The sequence below is a fragment of the Stappia albiluteola genome (assembly GCF_014050225.1).
In the GTDB taxonomy this organism is placed as follows: Bacteria; Pseudomonadota; Alphaproteobacteria; order Rhizobiales; family Stappiaceae; genus Hongsoonwoonella; species Hongsoonwoonella albiluteola.
On the sequence record NZ_JACFXV010000048.1, the window covers coordinates 271,207 to 292,244 of the forward strand.

14 protein-coding genes are annotated in these 21,038 nt (G+C 64.6%); 5 read left to right on the top strand and 9 right to left on the bottom strand.

The genetic code is table 11. The annotated features are described in order from the left end of the window. The 3 genes from H2509_RS09455 to H2509_RS09465 all read right to left on the bottom strand — a co-directional run bounded on the left by H2509_RS09455 (window position 1) and on the right by H2509_RS09465 (window position 4,770). On the bottom strand, window positions 1–822 hold the full coding sequence (locus H2509_RS09455) for an ABC transporter ATP-binding protein (protein WP_182164649.1): 822 nt from the start codon (window positions 820–822) through the stop codon (window positions 1–3). Then, entirely contained in the window at window positions 819–2,807 is a 1,989-nt protein-coding gene (locus tag H2509_RS09460; protein ID WP_182164651.1) for an AMP-binding protein, read from the bottom strand. The genes H2509_RS09455 and H2509_RS09460 overlap by 4 nt, the downstream gene beginning before the upstream one ends. Window positions 2,808–3,030: 223 nt before the next feature. Continuing rightward, window positions 3,031–4,770 carry an adenylate/guanylate cyclase domain-containing protein gene (locus H2509_RS09465; RefSeq protein WP_182164653.1) on the bottom strand — a complete coding sequence of 580 codons (1,740 nt, stop codon included), beginning with the start codon at window positions 4,768–4,770 and terminating at the stop codon, window positions 3,031–3,033. A gap of 150 nt (window positions 4,771–4,920) precedes the next feature. Between H2509_RS09465 and H2509_RS09470 the strand changes: the two genes are divergently transcribed. Together H2509_RS09470 and H2509_RS09475 are read left to right on the top strand one after the other, a co-directional pair. Then, a complete protein-coding gene (locus tag H2509_RS09470) occupies window positions 4,921–6,879 on the top strand; it encodes a PAS-domain containing protein (RefSeq protein WP_209001887.1) in 1,959 nt (652 codons plus the stop codon). Further along, window positions 6,866–7,609 carry a response regulator transcription factor gene (locus H2509_RS09475; protein WP_182164657.1) on the top strand — a complete coding sequence of 248 codons (744 nt, stop codon included), beginning with the start codon at window positions 6,866–6,868 and terminating at the stop codon, window positions 7,607–7,609. Before H2509_RS09470 ends, H2509_RS09475 begins: the two co-directional genes overlap by 14 nt. Window positions 7,610–7,615: 6 nt before the next feature. Here H2509_RS09475 and H2509_RS09480 read toward each other — a convergent pair whose 3' ends face one another. From H2509_RS09480 to H2509_RS09505, 6 genes are all read right to left on the bottom strand, one after another. Further along, the gene (locus tag H2509_RS09480) at window positions 7,616–11,074 is read right to left on the bottom strand and encodes an indolepyruvate ferredoxin oxidoreductase family protein (RefSeq protein WP_182164659.1); all 3,459 of its coding nucleotides are present in this window, start codon (window positions 11,072–11,074) and stop codon (window positions 7,616–7,618) included. Between the two features lie 152 nt (window positions 11,075–11,226). Then, window positions 11,227–12,795, bottom strand: a complete 1,569-nt coding sequence (locus tag H2509_RS09485; protein WP_182164661.1) for a TRAP transporter large permease — start codon at window positions 12,793–12,795, stop codon at window positions 11,227–11,229. A 58-nt stretch (window positions 12,796–12,853) separates the two neighbouring features. Then, window positions 12,854–13,360 carry a TRAP transporter small permease subunit gene (locus H2509_RS09490; RefSeq protein ID WP_182164663.1) on the bottom strand — a complete coding sequence of 169 codons (507 nt, stop codon included), beginning with the start codon at window positions 13,358–13,360 and terminating at the stop codon, window positions 12,854–12,856. A 166-nt stretch (window positions 13,361–13,526) separates the two neighbouring features. Next, window positions 13,527–16,190, bottom strand: a complete 2,664-nt coding sequence (locus H2509_RS09495) for a TRAP transporter large permease subunit (RefSeq protein WP_182164665.1) — start codon at window positions 16,188–16,190, stop codon at window positions 13,527–13,529. Window positions 16,191–16,217: 27 nt separating this feature from the next. Continuing rightward, complete coding sequence (locus tag H2509_RS09500; RefSeq protein WP_182164667.1) at window positions 16,218–17,171, bottom strand: TRAP transporter small permease subunit; 954 nt, start codon at window positions 17,169–17,171, stop codon at window positions 16,218–16,220. 224 nt (window positions 17,172–17,395) lie between these two features. Next, a complete protein-coding gene (locus H2509_RS09505) occupies window positions 17,396–18,496 on the bottom strand; it encodes a TRAP transporter substrate-binding protein (protein WP_182164669.1) in 1,101 nt (366 codons plus the stop codon). Window positions 18,497–19,352: 856 nt separating this feature from the next. Here H2509_RS09505 and nthA point away from each other — a divergent pair. From nthA to H2509_RS09520, 3 genes are read left to right on the top strand one after another with little or no spacing between them, the layout of a single operon-like run. After that, window positions 19,353–20,012 carry a nitrile hydratase subunit alpha gene (nthA, locus tag H2509_RS09510; protein WP_182164671.1) on the top strand — a complete coding sequence of 220 codons (660 nt, stop codon included), beginning with the start codon at window positions 19,353–19,355 and terminating at the stop codon, window positions 20,010–20,012. Further along, a complete protein-coding gene (gene nthB / locus H2509_RS09515; RefSeq protein WP_182164673.1) occupies window positions 20,009–20,668 on the top strand; it encodes a nitrile hydratase subunit beta in 660 nt (219 codons plus the stop codon). Before nthA ends, nthB begins: the two co-directional genes overlap by 4 nt. Continuing rightward, entirely contained in the window at window positions 20,658–21,038 is a 381-nt protein-coding gene (locus H2509_RS09520) for a nitrile hydratase accessory protein (RefSeq protein WP_182164675.1), read from the top strand. Before nthB ends, H2509_RS09520 begins: the two co-directional genes overlap by 11 nt.

The window sequence follows — 21,038 nt, forward strand, 5'->3', positions numbered from 1 at the left end:
TCAGCCGTGGGGAACGCCAAGATAGGCGTCGATCACGTCCTGGTTCGCCTGAACCTCCTCGGGCGGGCCGTCGGCGATCTTGCGCCCGTAGTCGAGCACGACCACCCGGTCGGACAGGTCCATCACCACGCCCATATCATGCTCGATCAGCGCGATCGTCGTGCCGAACTGCTGGTTCACGTCGAGAATGAACCGGCTCATGTCCTCTTTTTCTTCGAGGTTCATGCCGGCCATCGGCTCGTCGAGCAGCAGAAGATCGGGTTCCATGGCAAGCGCGCGGGCAAGTTCCACGCGCTTTTGCAGTCCGTAGGGCAGCCGGCCGACCGGCGTCTTTCGGATTGCCTGGATTTCCAGGAAGTCGATGATCTCCTCGACCCTGCGGCGGTGTTCGATTTCCTCCGTCAGCGCCGGCCCCCAGTGCAGGCACTGCCAGAAGAAGCTCTTCTTCATCTTCAGCCCGCGCCCGGTCATGATGTTGTCGAGCGTGGTCATGCCCCTGAAGAGCGCAACGTTCTGGAAGGTGCGGGCGATGCCCTGGCTCGCCGCCTCGTAGGGTTTCATCTTGCGCCGCTTTTCACCGCGCCAGGTGATCGTGCCTTCCTGCGGATGGTAGAAGCCGTTGATGACATTCAGCATCGACGTCTTGCCCGCGCCGTTCGGGCCGATGATCGCGCGGATCTCGCCCTTGCGGATGTCGAAAGAGATGTTGGTGATCGCCTTCACGCCGCCGAAGGACAGCGAGACGTTGTCGACCTGCAGCAGCACGTCGCCCCTGGCGATGCCGCTGCCCGGCACGGGTTGCGGTTGAACATGGGCGTTCATTCGGCGGCCTCCCTGGTGATACCGCCAACCGGCTCGTAAGTCTTCATGTCGCGGATCTGGATATTCGCTTCGATCGCGCCCTTGCGGCCGTCCTCGAAGGTGACTTCCGTTCGCACATGGCACGTCTTCGAACCGTCGTAGAGCGCCTCGATGAGCGGCGCATAGCGCTCGGCGATGAAGGAGCGGCGCACCTTCTGCGTACGCGTCAGTTCGCCGTCGTCGGCATCGAGTTCCTTGTGAAGGATGAGGAACCGCTTGATCTGCGCGCCGGCCATCATGGGCTCGGAAGCCAGATCGCGGTTCACCTGGTCCACATGCTCCTCGATCATCTTGTAGACCTGAGGATGCGCGGCCAGTTCCTGGTAGGAGGCGTAGTTGACGTTGTTCCGCTCGGCCCAGGAACCCACCGCCGTCAGGTCGATATTGACGAAGACGCCGCTGAACTCCCGTCCATCGCCGAACGCCACCACTTCCTTCACATTCGGGAAGAACTTGAGCTTGTTCTCGATATATTTCGGAGCGAAAAGCGAGCCGGACTGGAGCTTGCCGACATCCTTGGCCCGGTCGATGATCTTCAGGTGGCCCCGATCGTCGATGAAGCCGGCGTCGCCCGTATGGACCCAGCCCTCGGCGGTCTTGGTCGAACTCGTCGCCTCTTCGTTCTTGTAGTAGCCGACGAACACGCCTGGCGAGCGATAGAGCACCTCGCCGCTGTCGGCGATCTTGATCTCGACGTCTGGAGCGGGCGTGCCCACCGTATCGCCGAAGATCTGCCCGTCGGGCTGCATCGTGATGTAGACCGACGCTTCCGTCTGGCCGTAGAGCTGCTTCAGATTCAGCCCCAGCGCCCGGTAGAAGCGGAAGATTTCCGGTCCGATCGCCTCGCCGGCCGTGTAGCCGACCTTGAGCCTGTTGAAGCCCATCTGGTTCTTCAGCGGCCCATAGACCAGAAGCTCGCCGAGCCGGTATTTCAGCCTGTCGCCGAAGGAGACCTGCTCGCCGTTCAGGATCGGCTCGCCCACCTCGCGGGCAACGTCGAGGAAGTAGTCGAAAAGCTTCCGCTTCAGCTTCCCGGCGTCTTCCATGCGCACCATGATATGGGTGAGCAGGCCTTCGAAGACGCGCGGCGGAGCGAAGAAATAGGTCGGCGCGATCTCGCGTCGGTCGGACAGCACCGTCTCGACGCTTTCGGGGCAGTTGACGCAGTATCCCGCCGTATAGGCCTGGGCGAGCGAGAAGACATGGTCGCCGATCCAGGCCATGGGCAGGTAGGCAATGATCTCCTCATGCTCGTCGAGCTTGTCGAAGGTGTTGCCGTTGCGCGCCGAAATGACCAGGTTGTCGAAGGAAAGCATCACGCCCTTCGGCTGACCGGTGGTGCCGGACGTATAGAGCATGACCGCAAGGTCGGAGCCCTTCGTCTCGGCGATCCCGGCCTCCCAGGCCTTGATCGCGCCGCTGTCGGCCGCGACGGCCTTGCGGCCCTCGTCCTGGATGCCTTCGAAGCTGTGCAGGCGCGTATGGTCGTAGTCGCGCAGGCCCCTCGTATCGTCGTAGACGATATGCTCCAGAAGCGGCAGCCGGTCGGCGATCGAAAGCAGCTTGTCCACCTGCTCCTGATCCTCGACGGCGGCGAAACGCACTTCCGCATGCTGTAGGACGTAGACCATTTCCTCGGCCACGGAATCCGCATAGACGGGCACCGGCACGCCGCCCAGGGCCTGTGCCGCAACCATCGTCCAGTAAAGACGCGGCCGATTGGCGCCGACGATCGCGATCTTGTCGCCGGACTTGAAGCCGCTCTGCTTCAGGCCGATCGAGAAGGCGCGGATTTCGTCGAGCACTTCCGCCCACGTCCACGTTTGCCAGATTCCGAGGTCCTTCTCGCGGATCGACGGCCGGTCGGCGAAGACACGGGCGTTGCGAAGAAGGATTTTGGGAAAGGTGTCCTCGTCGAGGCGCTCGACGACGGGCGACCCTGCCATAACGTTTCTTCCCCTCATTGCCGCCCCGTTATCGGGGTCGTTTTCGGTGACGTATCAAACGCCCGCTTTTGGCCGCGGATCAAGCCCTTTTTACAAGGGCGTTTTTCCCGCCGATTTGACGTAGCGTTTTTGTCAGGATGATAACGTTAGCCAGCCGTCGTTGCGCCAGTATGTGCCAATTGCAACGAATTGTTTCAGCAGAAAATGTCAATCGAGCGCCGTGTCACGCGGCGAATCCGGCTCCTTGCAAACCTTCGCGGAGATGCTCCACATCCTCCTGCCGGGCATAGTGGAGCGTCTCCAGGAAGTCCCCGATGCGGAAGGCGGGATCGAGCGCGCGGATTCGGGCGGCATGGGCCTCCGCCGCCGTACGGTCGCCCAGATGGGAATAGGCGGCGGCGACGAAGGCATGCTGCATCACGTCCATCGCCGTCATGTGCAGGAAGGCCTCGATCGCCTCGCCATGGCGACGCCCGGCGAAATGAGCCTTGCCGAGATGGCTCCAGAACCTCTCCGGGTGGTGCGGATTGAGACGCATTGCCTTCCTGATCCAGTGCACCCCGTCGTCCGGCTGGCCGAGCCAGGTCAGCAACTCGCCCTGCTGCACCACGACGAGGTCGTAATTGGGATTGAGGGCCAGGGCCCGTTCCTGGTGATAGCGGGCCTTGGTCAGGTCGTTCCGGTTGACGTTGATGGCCGCCAGGATGCGATGGACGTCGGCGTCGTCGTCGTCGAGGGCCAGCGCCTTTTCCAGTTCCGAGACGACCTCGGCGAAGGTCGCCTCCTTGTTCTCGCACCAGCCATAGACCCATGACTGTCCCAGGATGCAGCCGCGCCATGCGTGGGCATGGGCATAGTCCGGATCGAGTTTCAGGGCCCGTTCAATCAGCGTTTGCGCCTCCAGGTTCTCTTCCTTGCTGCTGCGGTGATGCCGCACCTTGGCGGCGAGCACGCATTCGTAGGCGGCCATGCTGGCGGGATGTTTGCGCACGAGCCGGTCCTGCTGGGCCGCTTCCACCCGCCCCGGCAAGGTGGCGACGATCGCCGAGGTCACCTCGTCCTGGATCGCGAAGACGTCGTCGAGCTTGCGGTCGTATTTTTCCGCCCAGATATGCCTGTCGACAGAGGTGTCGATGAGCTGGACGGTCACGCGAAGCTGGCTGCCCGCCTTGCGCACGCTGCCTTCGACGAGGAACTGTGCGCCCAGCGTCTTCGCCACGTCGCGGATGTTCACCGGCTGGCCCTTGTAGACGAAGCTCGAATTGCGCGAGATGACGAAAAGCTCATGCCGGCGCGACAATTCGGTAATGATGTCTTCCGTCAGGCCGTCCACGAAGAATTCCTGCTCCGGATCGCCGCTCATGTTGTCGAAGGGCAGCACCGCGATCACCGGCTTGACGACCGCCTGCGGCCTCGTGTCCCCGCCCGGTCCCGGCTGCGTTGCCGGCATGCCGATCACCGCGCGCCACACCCGCATCGGCCGCGAGATGTTCTTCAGCGCCTTGTCGCCCAGGTCCTCGAAAGCCACCTCCAGCCGGTCGCAGACCTGTTCGTAGACGGCCTGCGTCACGCAGATGCCGCCGATGTCGGCAAGCTGCTCCAGGCGGGCCGCCACATTCACGCCATCGCCATAGATGTCGCCGTCGTCGAAGATGATGTCGCCGAGATTGATGCCGATCCGGAACTGGATCCGCCGGTCTTCCGGGACGTCGGCGTTGCGGCGGCGCATGCGTTCCTGGATTTCCGCGGCACAGCGCACGGCGTCCGCCACGCTCTGGAACTCGACCAGCATGCCGTCGCCGGTCGTCTTGATGATATTGCCGTTGTTCTTGGTGATGGCCGGGTCGATCAGCTCGATACGATGGGTCCTCAGCCGCGCAAGCGTTCCCTGCTCGTCGGCCTCCATCAACCGGGAATAGCCCGCCATATCGGCGGCAAGCACTGCGGCGAGCCTGCGTTCCATGTCACCCTCCCGCACGGCAATTCTAGCATGGCGGCGAAAAGAATGCAGAAATCCCGCCAGCACCCGTTTGTAACCCCCTCCCTCGCATGACCGACTTCCCCTTTTGTCTGGATTCCCTAATATCCCCCCATGCAGTCGGACTCGAATCCATTGCCGACGGCGCGTGAGACCGATGCCGACCACGCCCGGCTCGACGTGCTGCAGGCTGCTCTCGATCACATCAACCAGGGCTTTTCCGTCTTCGACGCGGAACTGAACCTGCTTGCCTGGAACCGCGGTCTGTTCGAGATGCTCGACCTGCCGCTGTGGCTTGCCCGGCGAGGCATGCCGCTGGAGGACTTTTTCCGGGTGATTGCCGGCCGCGGCGAATACGGCCCCGGCGATATCGAGACGATGGTGCGGCGCCGGCTCGAACGGGCAGCCCTTTTTGAATCCCATTCCTTCGAGCGGGTGCGGCCGAACGGCCAGGTTATCCTTGTCGCGGGGGCGCCCCTGCCGCAGGGCGGTTTCGTGACGACCTACACCGACGTCACCCATGAACGCCGTCACCAGGCAAACCTCGAACAGACCGTCCTGGAGCGCACGCGCGCCTTGCGGCAGAGCGAGGACTGGCTGAGGCTCGTGACCGACAACGTACCCGCGCTCATCGCCTATCTTGGACCGGGCCCGGTATTCCGCTTTGCCAACCGCGCCTATGCAAAGTGGTTTGGCCACACGCCGGTCTCCATCATCGGCCGCACGGCGGAAGAGGTGGCCGGCCCGGAACTCTTTCCCGACCTCGCGCCCCATTTTGCGCGCGCCTTCGATGGCCATGCGGTTTCCTACGAGTATGCCCGCAAGCTTTCGACGGGACGCCTGGCGCATATGCGCTCGACGCTCATTCCCGACCGCACGCTGGACGGACGGACGCTCGGCTGCTTCGTCCTGTCCCTCGACATCACCGACCAGAAGCGAAGCGAGGCTGCCCTTGCGCAGGCGCAGCGCATGGAAGCGGTCGGACAGCTGAGCGGCGGGCTCGCCCATGATTTCAACAACCTGCTGACGATCGTCACCGGCAACACGCTGGCGCTGAAACGGCTTGCCGACGAACCGGCCATGCCGGATCTTGCCGTCCATCTCGACCCGATCCTGCATGCGGCCGAACGTGGCGCGGACCTCACCCGCCGGCTGCTCGCCTTCGCCCGCGGCGACGAAGGCCGGCAGGACCGGATCAGGCTTGCCGGCCTGCTGTCCAATGTCGGCCGCCTTCTCTCGGCCTCACTGCCGCGTACGGTCGCCATCGAGACCGAAATCGCCGATGCGGCCCTGGAAGCGGTGATCGATGCCGCCGAAGTCGAGAACGCGCTGATCAACCTGGCCTTCAACGCGCGGGACGCCATGCCGGATGGGGGCACGTTGAAGCTTTGCCTGTCACGCCGCGATCTCGATGAAAACCAGGCGGCCTCTCTTGGCCTTTCGGCCGGCCTTTATGCGGAAATCCTCGTCTGCGACACGGGAAGCGGCATGAACGAGGAGACATTGCGCCAGGCCTTCGATCCGTTCTTCACCACAAAGGCCTTCGGCACCGGAAGCGGCCTCGGCCTGCCTACCGTATACGGCATCGTAGCCCGCACTGGCGGCGGCATCGATATCGAAAGCAAGAAGGATAGCGGCACGAAAGTCCGCATGTTGTTGCCGGCGACGGAAGGAGCGCGCGCCTCGGGCGACGGCAGCGAGGCGCCGGAGCCGATCGCCGCCGGCGAGCTGGTACTCCTCGTCGACGACGAGCATGACGTTGCCGAGGTGGTGCGCGACCAGCTTTGCGCGCTCGGCTTCAGCGTCCTCGTTTCGAACGACCCGGCCGACGCCCTGGATCTGGTGCGCGAGGTAGACGAGATCCGGGCCGTGCTGAGCGACATCGTGATGCCGGGGCGGACGAGCGGCACCGCCTTCGCCGAAACCCTGCGCAGCCTGCGCCCGGACCTTCCGGTCGCGCTGATGAGCGGCTATCGCCAGGCCGGCGGCGGCAGGGCGCTGGAAGAAATCGCATGCCCGGTGCTTGAAAAACCTTTCACAACACGCATGCTGGCGCAGACGATGAGCGAGATTCTGGCCCATGACCCATCCTGACCCCGTGCGCGATCCCCGCAAGGCGACGACGGATGACGCTCTCGTCTATATCGTCGAGGATGAGGCGGATATCCGCGCGCTCCTCACCGAAACGCTCGGCACCTATCGCTTCCGGGCGGAGTGTTTCGCAAGCGGTGCGGAGCTGCTATCGGCAATCGACCGCCGTCAGCCGACCGTCATCCTGCTCGACCTCGGCCTGCCGGACATGGACGGCATGGAACTGATAAACCGGGTGCGGACGAAAACGGCCGTGCCGATCATCGTGCTTTCCGCCCGCACCCATGCGTCCGACCGGATCATGGGGCTGGAAATCGGCGCCGACGACTACGTGGTCAAACCGTTCGACCCGCGCGAGGTCGTCGCCCGTATACGCTCGCTCCTGCGCCGCCTGCAGGGCGATGCCAGGCCCGAGGGCGGGCGCGAGGTGGCCCGGTTCAACGGCTGGACCTATGAGGCTCGGTCCCATCGCCTCGTCGCGCCCAATGGCGAGGAAACGTTCCTACCGACGGGAGAGGCCGCGCTTCTCGAAGCTCTTCTGCGCGCGCCGAAACGCGTGCTGTCGCGGGATTACCTGCTGGATCACGGCGGACGGGACGACACACTCGACCGGGCGATAGACGTGCGCATTTCCCGTATCCGCAAGAAGCTGTCCTGCGACGACGGCACGCCGGTCATCCGTACCATCTACGGCTCGGGCTACATGCTGACGGCCAGCGTGGAATGGTCCTGACCTGACCTACTCCGCCGCCGCCCGGACCGTGGCCTGTCCCCTGTATGCGGCAAGCAGATCGACCGTCTGCCGTTCCGCCTCCCGCATGGCTGCCGCCTTCACTGGCCCGAACCCGCGCACGCGGTCGGTCGAACGGGCAAGGGCAAGCGCCGCATCGTAATTTTCCGCGCTCAGCGTCGCCGCGATTTCGTCGACGATATTCTCATACTCGGCAAGCAGCCTCCGTTCGTCCCGCCGTTCCTGCGTGCGGGCGAACGGGTCGGCAAAGGTGCCGCGCAGCCCCTTCGTCTTTGCAAGCAGAGCGAATGCCCGCCACATCCAGGACCCGAAACGGATCTTGGCCGGCCTGCCGGTCTTCGCGTCCATGCGGGTCAGAACCGGCGGCGCGAGATGGAATTCGAGCGTACGGTAATCCTCGAAAGTCTCCCGCAATTGCCTGGCGAAATTCCCGTCGGTGTAAAGCCGCGCCACCTCGTATTCGTCCTTGATCGCCATCAGGCGAAACAGCGCCTCGGCAGCCGCGCGCGTGATTTCCTCGCCCCTGCCAATTGCTTTCTCGCTGGCGCGCAATGCTGCCACCCGCGCACGGTAGCGCTTGGCATAGGCGGAATTCTGATAGCCGGTGAGATGGTCGGCCCGGCGCTCGATCGCCTCGTCCAGCGTTTCGGAGATACGCCGGTGGCCGCCGGCCGCCTTCGCCCGCTTCAATGCGCTTTCGACCGCTTGCGGGTCGGCTGCCGCCACCCGCCCCCAGGCAAAGGCGGCAAGATTCATGGCAACCGATGCGCCGTTCAGCCGGATCGCCTCTTCGATCATCGCCCTCGGCAGCGGCACCGTGCCCGTCTGCCAGGCGAATCCCAGCATCAGCATATTCGCCGCGATCGCATCGCCGAAGAGACCGGTCGCCAGACGCGTCGCATCGACGAAACGACTCCTGCCCTCGTCGGACGCCTCGCTGATCGCCCTGACCAGCCTGCGCGACGGCAGGGAGTAATCCGGGTCGCGGGCAAAATCGCCGGGCAGCGTTTCATGCGTGTTGACCACGGCGACCGTCTTCGCGGGATCCAGAGAGGACAGCACCTTCGCCGAACCCGCCACCACGATATCGCAGCCAAGCACCAGATCGGCCGATCCGGCTCCCACGCGGATCGTGCGGATATCCTCGGGCCGGGGCGCGAGCTTGATGTGGCTCGTCACCGCACCGCCCTTTTGCGCGAGACCCGCCATGTCGATGATGCCGCAGCCGAGACCCTCCAGATGCGCCGCCATGCCCAGAATGGCGCCGATGGTGACGACGCCTGTGCCGCCCACGCCGGTGATCAGGATCGAGCAGGTCTCCGAAAGCGGGGCGAGTTCCGGCTCCGCCACCTGCGGGGCCTGCGGGAACGTGCTTGCCCGGCCCTTCAGCTTGCCGCCCTTGACGCTGACGAAGGAGGGGCAGAACCCTTTCAGGCAGGAGAAATCCTTGTTGCAGGACGACTGGTCGATCTGCCGCTTGCGTCCGAACTCGGTCTCCACCGGCTGGATCGCGACGCAATTCGATTGCCTGCCGCAATCGCCGCAGCCCTCGCAGACCAGTTCGTTGATGATCACCCGCTCATCCGGATCGGGGAAGGTGCCGCGCTTGCGCCGCCGTCGCTTTTCCGCCGCGCAGGTCTGGTCGTAGATCAGCACCGTCAGGCCGGGCGTAGCGGCCAGATCCTTTTCCACCTCGATCAGTTCGTCGCGGTGGTGGATGGAGGTCATCGGCGGCCAGGTGGTCGCCGGCGGATATTTCTCCGGCTCGTCTGAGACGATGACGACCCGCCCCGCGCCTTCGGCCGCGACCTGCCGGGCGATATCCGCAACCGTCAGGCCGCCGTCATGGGTCTGGCCGCCGGTCATCGCCACCGCGTCGTTGTAGAGGATCTTGTAGGTGATGTTGACGCCGGCCGCCTTGGCCGCGCGGATCGCCATCACGCCCGAATGGTTGTAGGTGCCGTCGCCGAGGTTCTGGAACACATGGCCGCGCCTGGAAAATTGCGCCTCGCCCACCCAGTTGGCGCCCTCGCCGCCCATCTGGGTATAGCCCTCGGTTCCCCGGTCCATCCATTGCACCATGTAGTGGCAGCCGATACCGGCATAGGCGCGCGAGCCCTCGGGGATATGGGTGGAGGAATTGTGCGGGCAGCCGGCACAGAAATAGGGGATGCGCGTGGCAACGTCGCTCGTCGCCTTCAGCCGCCGCTGCAGCGCCTTCAGGTGTTCGACGCGGGACGACAGGCGTTCGTCCGGCATGCGGGCCAGCAGGCGCTCGCCGATCGCCACCGCGATCTCGTTGGCCTCCAGTGCGCCTGCGGTGCGGAACAGCTGCGCGCCTTCCTCGTCCGTCTTGCCGATGATGCGCGGTGCGTTGGCCGCGCCATACAGGATTTCCTTGGCCTGGGCCTCGATCAGCGGCCGCTTTTCCTCGACGACCATCAGGAGCTCCAGCCCCTCGGCAAAGGAGCGGATGCCGGCGGCCGACAGCGGCCAGGTGCAGCCGACCTTGTAGAGCGCCAGTCCGAAGTCGGCGGCACGCACCTCGTCGATGCCCAGCACGTCGAGCGCTTCCAGGCAGTCGAGGAAGCTCTTTCCCGTCGAGACGATGCCGATCCGCCGTTTCCTGCCGCCCGACAGCACCACCTTGTCGATTGCGTTGGCTTCAAGAAACGCGCGTGCCGCCGGCAGCTTCACCTCGTGAAGCCGCGCTTCCTGCGTCAGCGGATGATCGTTGGGGCGGATATGCGGCCCACCCCGGGGAAACGGAAAATCGGGCAGGACCGGCGTCACGCGCCCCAGCCGCCCGTCGATCGATGCCGTCGATTCCACGTTGTCCTTGACCAGCTTGACGCCGGCCCAGATGCCGGAGAAGCGCGACAACGCCCAGCCGTAGAGGCCGAAATCGAGGATCTCCTGCACGCCGGCCGGATTGAGGATCGGCATCATCGCGTCGACCATTGCGAATTCCGACTGATGAGCCGTCGTCGAGCTTTCGCAGGTATGGTCGTCGCCCATCAGGGCGATCACTCCGCCAAGAGCCGACGTGCCGGCCAGGTTCGCATGGCGGAAGGCGTCTCCCGAACGGTCGACGCCCGGCCCCTTGCCGTACCAGATGCCGAAGACGCCATCGACGCGGCCCTCGCCCCGCATCGCCACCTGCTGCGTACCCCACAGCGCGGTCGCGGCCAGGTCCTCGTTGATCGCCGGCTGGAAACGGATGTCGCGGGGCCCGAGCAGCCGCGCCGCGCGCTGGAACTGCTGGTCGAGCGCTCCGAGCGGCGAGCCCCGGTAACCCGTCACATAGCCCGCCGTCCTGAGCCCGGCCGCCTCGTCCAGCGCCTTTTGCATCAGGGTGAGGCGGATCAGGGCCTGGGTGCCCGATACGAAAATCCGCTCCTTGGAGAGGTCGTATTTGTCATCGAGGGAGACGGCGTTGCGCGTCATGGCTGGCCTGAATTCTGGTGGCACGGACCGGCGTCGGTTCAAACCGGGTTCCGGACGGCATTTGTCCGACATTTTGGGTCAAAGTGGCTGACCCGTCCGGCACCGGTCAACGGTTTTTCATGCTGCACCGCACGATGGGACGAACCGATCCTTCATCCATAAAGAACATGGGGCAGCCAGGTGGCGAGCGCCGGGAAAGCCCAGAGCACGGCAAGCATCATAAGCTGGAGCGCCACGAAAGGCACGACGCCGGCGTAGATATCGACGGTTCGCACGCTGTCCGGCGCCACGCCGCGCAGATAGAACAGCGCAAAGCCGAAGGGCGGCGTCAGGAACGACGTCTGCAGGTTCACCGCCATCAGCACGCCGAGCCAGACCGGGCTCAGCGTCCCGCCGTCCGGCATGGGTATGTTGAGCAGCACCGGCGCGACGATCGGCACCACGACGAAGACGATCTCCAGAAAATCCAGAAAGAAGCCAAGGGCGAACATCACCACCATGACGGCGAATACCGCGCCCGGCGCTCCGCCTGGAATTGCGGATAGAAGGCCAGCGATCCGCTCTTCGCCGCCGAGATCCCGGAAGACCAGTGAGAAGATCGTCGCGCCAATGACGATCGTGAAGATCATCGCCGTCACTTCCGTTGCCTTTCTCAAGGCAGGCGCCAGGACATCCGCGCTATGCAGTCCGGCGACCGCCTTCAGAACGGCGATACCGAACAGGATCGTCAGAACGACCGCCGCGCCCATCGCAACGCCTTCACCGACCGTGACGTTGTCGCGGGCGATCCTGAGATCGAAGGTGGAAGCGAGCACGATCACGGCCAATGCGGCAAGGAGCGCAACCACACTCCATCGCCGATTCGCCACCACCTTCCCCGCCGCCAGCAGCAGCGCTCCGATTGCACCGACGGCGGCCGCTTCCGTCGGAGTGGCGAGGCCTGCGAGGATGGACCCGAGGACGGCGACGATCAGCAAAAGGGCCGGCAGGACCGCCTTCGAAATCTCGGCAACCGGGCTTTGCCCTCCGTTTGCGGCCGGCAAGGGCGGTGCAAGCTGCGGCGAGATGAGCGAGCGGGCGAGTTGATAAGCCGCGTAGCTTGCCGCGAGCAGCAGTCCGGGCAGAAGCGCGCCGGCGAAAAGGTCGGCCACCGTCACCGCATCGGGCGAGAAGTTCCCGGCCTTCAATTGAGCGGCCTGATAGGCAACCGAAATCTGGTCGCCGAGCACGATCAGCACGATGGAGGGTGGAATGATCTGGCCGAGCGTGCCGGCAGCCGCAATCGAGCCGCAGGCGAGCCTCGTATCGTAACCGTTCCTCAGCATGGTCGGCAGTGCGATCAGGCCCATTGTCGCCACCGTAGCTCCGACAATGCCGGTCGACGCGGCGAGCAGAGCGCCGACCAGCGTCACCGCAAGGCCGAGACCGCCCGGCAGCCGGCCGGCAAGCCGCCCGAGCGCTTCAAGCAGATCCTCGGCGACGCGCGAGCGTTCGAGCAGCACGCCCATGAAGACGAAAAGCGGCACGGCCAGCAGCGCCGGATTGGTCATGATCCCGTAGATGCGCGAGGGGATCGCGCCGAGCGACAGGAAAACGCCGGACCAGGCCCCAAGTGCCGCGAAAACCAGCGCGCAGCCCGCCAGCGTGAACGCCACCGGAAAGCCGGCCAGGAGGCACAGGCAGGCGGCGGCGATCATCAGGAGGTCGAGATAGGCGGACATGGCGGCGTTTGCGAACCCGGGTGTTTCGCCGCCTTCTAGCAGACTCTTCGGCGCGGTGTCAGGAAGCTGTCGCTTCGCGATAGGTGCCCACCGAACGGACGAGCAGCGACAGTCCCTGCAGGCCGGTCAGTCCTGCGAAGAGAAGGATCCCGGATTTCAGCAGGAACACGGCCGGGATGCCCGAGGTTTCCCGCGAGCCTTCCAGCACCTGCCAGGAGCGGGCGACATAGGGCCAGGCTTCCTGGAAGATCACCGCGCAGGTCGGCAGCAGGAAGAGCAGCGCCCCGGCGGCATCGACCAGCGCCTTCCGCCGGATCGGGAGGTTTCGGTAGAAGATATCGATGCGCACGTGGGTGTCGATCGCCAGCACGTAGGCGGCTGCAATCAGGAAGAGAAAGGCGTGCAGGTAGATGACGCTTTCCTGCGCCCAAATGAAACCGACGCCGAAGACATAGCGCATCACGACGACGGCGAATTGGACAAGGACGAGGCCGAGCAGGAGCCAGGATACGGAACGTCCGAACGCAATATTGAAGCGATCGATCTGCCGTGCCAGGTTCCGCATTCCGCTTGCCGCTCCAGTAGCTTGGCCGGCATCGATCCGGCGCATAACGCCCTATGATCGATTCCCGTGTCGAGAAAATGGCAAGCCGCATAAATTTTTTGCAGGCTTGGGAAACCGCTGTGAAAAAAGCCGCCCCGGCAGACCGGGGCGGCTTTCGTTTTTTCAATCAGAAGCTCAGCGACACGTCGCGGTGGCCGGCGCTGCAGCTTGCGACATAGAGCGCCTGCTCGCGCGGCAGGCGAACCTGGCCGCGCAGGCCGATCGTGTCGCGGATCGCCGCTTCGTAGGCCAGCAGCTGCGGCAGCAACTCGGTCTCGGCCCGCTTGCGCCAGGCAAGCCCCGCCTCGTACTCCTCGACCGCCTTGGCGATCGCGGCGCGCGCGGCATCCTTGTCCGGCGTACGGCTGCGCATCGCCGACCGGGCGTCGCCGATAGCCGAGCGGATATCCGACGAGCCCTCGACATCGCCGAATGCGGAGCGGACTTCCGCCGAACGTTCGACAAAGGCCGCCGGTTCCATGCTGTCGAGGTCCGCGTCGAGCCCGCGCAGCTGGTCGCCGAGCGCCTCCAGCGCCGCCGAGCCCTCGATCACCTTGATCGCTTCGCCGAGCGGCTCGTAGGCGTCGTCAACATTGCGGCGATAGGTGAGCCGCGCCGTGTTCTCCGCCTTCTGGATCTTGGAGAAGGCCGCGTATCTGTCTTTCCAGTCGGCCGGGATATTCGCCAGCAGCGCGTCGCGCTCCGCCGTCAGTTCCTCGACCCGGGCCCTGGCGCGTTCGCCGCGGGCTTCCGAATAGATCCCGTTCGGACCCGAACGCGAGACGATCAGCTGCAGGTCTTCTATCTCGGTATCGAGGCGGCGGGCATCGCGCTCAAGTGCGCGAACCTGACGATGCACAGGCCGATAATCGCCGGATGCCGCATCCACCGCCTGCTCGGCCGCCACGATCTCGCTCATCAGCGGGATCGCGTTCTCGGCCTTGTCGAAGCTCTCGGTCAGGTCCTTGGCAAGGTCCTGCGGCAGGTAGCTCAGATCCAGCGTCTTCGCCGTTTTGATCGCATCGAGAATGGTCGCGCCGTTTTCCGCGAATTCGTCGTTGACGTATTTCTCGATGCAATATTGCAGGCGCGGGTTCTGCGGCGGGGGTGCCGTCTCCGACAGCAGCGACGAGCGGTTCGGCAGGTAGTTCACCAGGGCCGGATAGAAACCGACGATGCCGAGTGCCAGAAGCTGCAGGGCGATGAAGGCGATCACGCCCTTGTAGATGTCGAGCGTCTTGACGATCGCCGGCGCCACGCCGCGCAGGTAGAACAGCGCGAAGCCGAAGGGCGGCGTCAGGAACGACGTCTGGATGTTGAGGCCGATCATCACGCCGAGCCAGACGGCCGTCACGTTGGCTTGGGGATCCGCCAGCAGGATCGGCGACACGATCGGCACCACGACCACGGCGATCTCGATGAAGTCGAGGAAGAAGCCGAGGACGAAGATCACCAGCATCACGATCAGGAACTGCGTCCAGAAACCGCCGGGCAGGCCCTGCAGGAAGTGGCGCACCAGATCCTCGCCGCCGAAGGCACGGAAGGCGGCCGTCAGCATGGCCGCGCCCAGCAGAATGATGAAGACGAGTGACGAGGTCTTGGCCGTCTCCACCATCACGCCGCGCAGCGTGTCCTCGATCTTGAGCGTTCGCCAGCCGCTCCACACCACGGCCAGCAGCAGCAGCGAGACCGCAATCGTGGCCACCACGATGCCGAGCGCTTCCTCGCTGGAGGCCACACGCTTGATGTTGAGATCGTAGAAGCTTGCGGCAATCGCGATCGCCAGCAGTGCCAGCACCGCGATGGTGACCGGCATATAGGCGCGCGGCTTGCCCTCGCGCAGGCGATAACCGGCCATCACCATGGCGCCGACGGCACCGATGGCGCCGGCCTGGTTCACCGTCGCCACGCCGGCGATGATCGAGCCCAGAACGAGGAAGATCAGGGCAAGCGGCGGAACGAGCGTGACGAAGACCTTCACGAAGAAGGCCCGGTCGAACTTGCCGCCGTGATGGACCGCCGGGGCCGAGCTCGGCTTGAGCAGGGCGAAGCCCATGATGAAGAGCATGTAGAGGCCGACGAGCACGATGCCCGGCAGGAAGGCGCCGAGGAACATCTCGCCGGCGCTCGTCGATGTCACGGCGAAGTCCGACGGCATGGTCAGTTCGCCGGTGCTGGCCTTGTAGAGGTTCTGGCGCAGCGTGCCCGCCTGGTCGACGGCGCTTGCCAGCTGGTCGGCCAGGATGATCAGCACGATGGAGGGCGGGATGATCTGGCCAAGCGTGCCGGAGGCGGCAATCGTGCCGGTGGCGAGTGGCACGGAATATTTGTTGCGCAGCATCGCCGGCAGCGAAATCAGGCCCATCGCCACCACGGTCGCGCCGACAATTCCGGTCGTGGCGGCAAGCAGCGCTCCCACGAAGACGACGGAAATGCCGAGACCGCCCGGGATCGGACCGAAGAGCTGCGCCATGGTGACGAGCAGATCCTCGGCGATCTTCGAACGCTGCAGCATGATGCCCATGAAGACGAACAGCGGGATCGCTATGAGCGTATCTCGTTCCGCCTCCCAGTAGATGCCGCGGAAGTTCGTCACGCCGGCGCTCAGCCACTGCGCCGGTCCGCCGATGGTGAAATAGGCATCCGGGTTGCCGGTCAGGAAATAGCCCGTCGCGGCCGCGATGCCGATGGTCAGGATTGCCGAACCCGGCAATGCGAAGGCGACCGGATAGCCGGAGCCGAGCGCCGCTGCCATAAGCACGATGAGAAGGATCAGGAAAAAGAGTTCCATCGGTTTCGGTCTCGCTGGTGCTTATTCTTAGTGGGCGGCGGAGGAGCTGTGGTCGCGACCACCTGGCTCGTCGCGGATGTCGGCCACGGCGTCGAGCATGTAACTCACGAACTGGATCAGCATCGTGATGGCGAAGATGCCCAGGAAGCCGGCCATCAGGTATTTCACGAAAAGGCCGAAGCCGGCCTGCGTGACCTCGTAGCTGATGATCGGTGCGTTGATGATGCTGCTGCGCCCGCCCATGCCGATGATCAGGATGGTCCAGCACAGGCTCATGCCGAGAAGGATCGAACCGACCGAATTGACGTAGCCCTTCGTTTTCGTCTTGAAGTTCGAATAGAGCACGTCGACGCGGACGTGGCCTTCCTCGATCAGCGTGTAGGCGCTGGCGAAGAGGAAGAGCGCTGCGTACCAGAAGCGCACCAGGTCGGCCATGTAGGCCTGCTCGTAGGAGAAGATGAAGCGCCCCACCACGATCAGGAGCTCGGCGACGACGACCAGCAGCGCAAGCCAGGGAAAGCCGAGCGTACGGGTGAAGGCGGCAACGATCAGCGATACCACGAGCAGCGGCATGTGCACGTAGGGGCCGCGGAACTGGGCCCGGCCGAGATCCGCTCCCAGCTGCGAGCCCACCAGCGGGTCGAGCATGCCTTCCACGCGCAGGGCGGAAATCGTCGTATCGACCAGACCGACGATCAGCACTGCCCAGAAGGCAGCGCGGATGAGATAGGCGTTGAGGGCGGAAATGCGCTGGCTGTCGGAGCGCAGCGACCGTTCGGGCGTGCGGCGGACATAGAAGACGGCGATTAGCGCCGAGGCGAAATAGATGCCGAGCTGCAGCCAGGCCGTGGAAGACGCCTGTCCACCCGTGCCGAAGACGGGCGCGATGCCGGGCAAGCCCTGCCAGACCGTCAGATAATTGTTGAGGAGGAAGGCGGCGAGAACCGCCAGCATGATCCAACCGAACAGGCGAACTAGCATCGCTTCTCATTCCGGGCTGGAGGGCACGTGGCGCTTCGCCGATCTGTCTCGCTCTTCTCCCGCAAGCTCCCGGGCGAAGCTTGCCGGAACCGATCACGGCTTCCTTGTGCCGGTCAGGACGAGTGTCTCGTGGCGGACGCGGGTGCGCCTCTTTCGGGCGTAAAACTGGATATGCCAGAGGGACGGGGCGGTGCCCCGTCCCTCCAGCGAACGCGGGTGTCGGCTTAGATGGTGATGCCGAGAGCGCGGTTGCGCTTGACCGTGTAGCCGGTGTCGGCCAGCAGCATCCAGCGGCCGATCTGGGACCGGGCGTTGGCAAAGCTGTCGTGGACGCGTCCAGCCAGGTCGCTGTGGGCGCGGGTTTCCTCGAACACTTCCTCGGAAGCCTCGCCGAAAGCCTCGTAGACCTCGTCCGAGAATTCCTTGAGGACGACGCCGTGCTCCTTGGTCAGCTTGTCGAGATAACGGCCGTTTTCGGCGTTGGTCTCGGCCATCTGGCGGGCGTTTTCCTCGTTGCAGGCGGCTTCGATGATCGCCTGGTCGGTCTTCGAAAGCGAGGTGAACCAGGACTTGTTCATGCCGAGCGCGAGGGCCGAACCCGGCTCATGGAAGCCCGGGTAGTAGTAGTACTTGGCCGCCTCGTAGAACTTCATGAAGTAGTCGTTGTAGGGGCCGACCCACTCGGTCGCGTCGACGGCGCCGGAAACGAGGTTTTCGTAGATCTGGCCGCCCGGCAGGGAAACCGGAGACGCGCCGAGCTTGGCCATGACGTCGCCGCCGAGGCCCGGAATACGCATCTTCAGGCCCTTGAGGTCGTCCGGAGTCTCGATTTCCTTGTTGAACCAGCCACCCATCTGCACGCCGGTGTTGCCGGCGTTGAAGTTCTTCAGGCCGAAGCCGTCAGCCAGCTCGTCCCACAGCTCCTGGCCGCCGCCGTACTTTATCCAGGCGTCGAACTCGGCATAGGTCAGGCCGAACGGAACAGCCGTGAAGTAAGCCCAGGCCGGGTGCTTGCCCTTCCAGTAGTAGTCGGCGCCGATGTAGCCCTGGGCGTTGCCCGAAGCCACTTCGTCGAAGGAGTCGAACGCGCCGACGCGCTCGCCGGCGGCGAAATACTGAACATTGATGCGGCCTTCGGTCAGTTCGCCGATGCGGGCGGCAAGGCGCTGCGCGCTGATGCCGAGACCCGGCATGTCGCGCGGCCAGGTCGACACGATGACCATCTCCTTGGTGCCCTGCGCGATCGCAGGAGCAGCAAGGGTGCTGGCCGCCGCAGTGGCGCCGACGCCGATGCCCGCATTTTTAAGGAATGAACGACGATCCATGTATTTTACCTCCCAACACGGATTTGCCCAATTCGGACTGTTGCCCCCGGGGCGCAGACAGTTGCACCTAATCCGGAGCATGTCTAGACCGCCCCGTGTTTGAAGCGTCACCGCTCCCGATACGGTTTTAGCGATCTTTATCAGGGTGCTAGAGCAACCGGTCCAATCGATCGGAAAAGGCCTGCCTCGGAGTGCCCGCGCCGTATGGCGCGCGTCTCCGCTTCCTCGCCTCCTCCCGAAGACCGATCGCCTCAGGTGCTCCCCTCACCTTGACCGAAGCTTTGGGCGGCACATGCCTGACGACGGTCCCGCCCAGAACTGGTGACAACGGTCATATCGCAGGTTTTCGCGTTGCGCAATTCTCCGCAACTGCCGGGAATCGCGGCAGAACCGGTCGGTTTCCGGGAAATTTTCCCCGAACGTAGCGGCAGATGGGACGGCGCCGGATTGCTGCGGGGCACAACATTACGTAGCGCCAGCCGCGGTGCGCGGGGATTGAGCGCCCCCGGCGCAGCGCTCCGCGACAAACCGCGCGCCCGCAACGCGATTTCCGCGCATCGGAGGTTTCCCGCCATGCCGTTCCCGGTCAGGAAGGTGCCATCTCCATAGCAACTAGGACGCACTGACGCGCCACTTCTGCACCATGGTGCTACCGCATCGCTTCCGCGGGTCCGCCCCATGCGAGCATTTTGCGAATTACCCAGCACAAATTATGTGCAAACGACGCAATCCGGATCGCGTTTTGGTGATCGGGTGCCTTCAGGCGGGCATTGCGAAGGGTCTGCTCTTCGGAAATGATGCAGACAAGAACGAAAAGCGCCCCGCCAGCGGGCGCGCATCCAGGGATGGACCTTCCATGAGCCAACACCATGACCATCACCACGGCGCGGGGCATGACCACGCGCATGACCATTCCCATCTCAGCGACACCGAAGCCAGGGTCCGCGCGCTCGAATCCGTGCTGACCGAGAAAGGCTATGTGGACCCGGCGGCGCTCGACGAACTCATCGAGACCTACGAGACGAAGGTCGGCCCCCGCAATGGCGCCCACGTGGTCGCCAAGGCCTGGAGCGATCCCGCCTTCCGGGAACGGTTGATGACGAACGCGAGCGAGGCGATCCATTCCCTCGGCTATACGGGGCGCCAGGGCGAACATATGGTCGCGCTGGAGAACACGCCGACACTTCACAACATGGTCGTCTGCACCCTTTGCTCCTGCTACCCCTGGCCCGTGCTCGGTCTGCCGCCGGTCTGGTACAAATCCGCACCCTACCGCTCCAAGGCGGTGCGCGATCCGCGCGGCGTGCTGTCCGACTTCGGTGTGAGCCTGCCGGAAGGGACCGAGATCCGGGTCTGGGATTCAACCGCCGAGATTCGCTACCTCGTCATTCCGATGCGTCCGGAAGGCACCGAAGGCTGGAGCGAGGAGCAACTGATGAAACTCGTCACCCGCGACAGCATGATCGGAACGGGCCTCGCCCTGTCGCCGGCCGGATTGCAGGAGGCAGCGGAATGAACGGCGCGCAGGATCTCGGCGGCATGATGGGCTTCGGCCCGGTGGAGCCGGAGAAAAACGAACCCGTCTTCCACGCCGAATGGGAGGAACGGGCTTTCGCCCTTACGGTCGCCATGGGCGGCACCGGCGAATGGAACATCGACAGTTCGCGCTTCGCCCGCGAAAGCGCGCATCCCGCCACCTACCTTGCCAGCAGCTACTACCAGATCTGGCTTGGAGGGCTGGAGAGGCTGCTTGAGGATCGCGGCCTCGTCACGCGCGACGAACTCGACGCCGGCAGAAGCCTTCATGAGAGCCGCCCGGTAAAGCGGGTGATCACGAAGGATCTTGTTGCGCCCGTCTTCGGCCAGAACGGTACCTACGAACGGGAACCCGCGGCGCCGGCCCGTTTCGCGGTCGGAGATGCCGTCGTGACGAAGGTCATGCATCCTGCCGGCCATACGCGCATCCCGCGTTATGTCCGTGGCCGCCCTGGCATTATCGAACGCATCCATGGCTGTCACGTGCTGCCCGACAGCAATTCCCTCTACCAGGGCGAAGCGCCGACATGGCTCTATTCCGTCGCTTTCAAGGGCACGGATATCTGGGGGGCCGACAGCGACCCGGGCCTTATGCTGCGCGTCGATCTTTGGGAGACCTATCTCGATGCCCGCTGAAGCCGATCTGTCGGTACTGCCTGGCCTGCCCCGGGTCGGCGAAACCGCTGTCTTTCGCGAGCCATGGGAAGCGCGCGCCTTCGCCCTCGCCGTCAAGCTCAATGAACAGGGTCTTTTCACCTGGAGTGAATGGGCGGAAACGCTCGGCGCGGAAATTTCGAGGGCCCAGGCCGAAGGCGATCCCGATCTCGGCGAGACCTATTACCTGCACTGGCTGGCCGCGCTTGAGCGTCTGGTCACCGCGAAACAGGTGACCAGCGATGACAAGCTCGTCGCCCGCAAGGAAGCCTGGGAGCGGGCGGCTCTCGCCACGCCGCATGGCGAACCGATCGAGCTTGGCCGGGACGGAAGGCCGGTCGAACCGGCCTGA

Bases quoted from the DNA above. Each gene is read 5' to 3' on its own strand.
- H2509_RS09465 (WP_182164653.1), bottom strand. From the start codon at position 4,770: ATGGAACGCAGGCTCGCCGCAGTGCTTGCCGCCGATATGGCGGGCTAT.
- H2509_RS09460 (WP_182164651.1), bottom strand. From the start codon at position 2,807: ATGGCAGGGTCGCCCGTCGTCGAGCGCCTCGACGAGGACACCTTTCCC.
- H2509_RS09495 (WP_182164665.1), bottom strand. From the start codon at position 16,190: ATGGAACTCTTTTTCCTGATCCTTCTCATCGTGCTTATGGCAGCGGCG.
- H2509_RS09455 (WP_182164649.1), bottom strand. From the start codon at position 822: ATGAACGCCCATGTTCAACCGCAACCCGTGCCGGGCAGCGGCATCGCC.
- H2509_RS09485 (WP_182164661.1), bottom strand. From the start codon at position 12,795: ATGTCCGCCTATCTCGACCTCCTGATGATCGCCGCCGCCTGCCTGTGC.
- H2509_RS09480 (WP_182164659.1), bottom strand. From the start codon at position 11,074: ATGACGCGCAACGCCGTCTCCCTCGATGACAAATACGACCTCTCCAAG.
- H2509_RS09500 (WP_182164667.1), bottom strand. From the start codon at position 17,171: ATGCTAGTTCGCCTGTTCGGTTGGATCATGCTGGCGGTTCTCGCCGCC.
- H2509_RS09520 (WP_182164675.1), top strand. From the start codon at position 20,658: ATGCCCGCTGAAGCCGATCTGTCGGTACTGCCTGGCCTGCCCCGGGTC.
- nthB (WP_182164673.1), top strand. From the start codon at position 20,009: ATGAACGGCGCGCAGGATCTCGGCGGCATGATGGGCTTCGGCCCGGTG.
- H2509_RS09490 (WP_182164663.1), bottom strand. From the start codon at position 13,360: ATGCGGAACCTGGCACGGCAGATCGATCGCTTCAATATTGCGTTCGGA.
- H2509_RS09505 (WP_182164669.1), bottom strand. From the start codon at position 18,496: ATGGATCGTCGTTCATTCCTTAAAAATGCGGGCATCGGCGTCGGCGCC.
- H2509_RS09475 (WP_182164657.1), top strand. From the start codon at position 6,866: ATGACCCATCCTGACCCCGTGCGCGATCCCCGCAAGGCGACGACGGAT.
- nthA (WP_182164671.1), top strand. From the start codon at position 19,353: ATGAGCCAACACCATGACCATCACCACGGCGCGGGGCATGACCACGCG.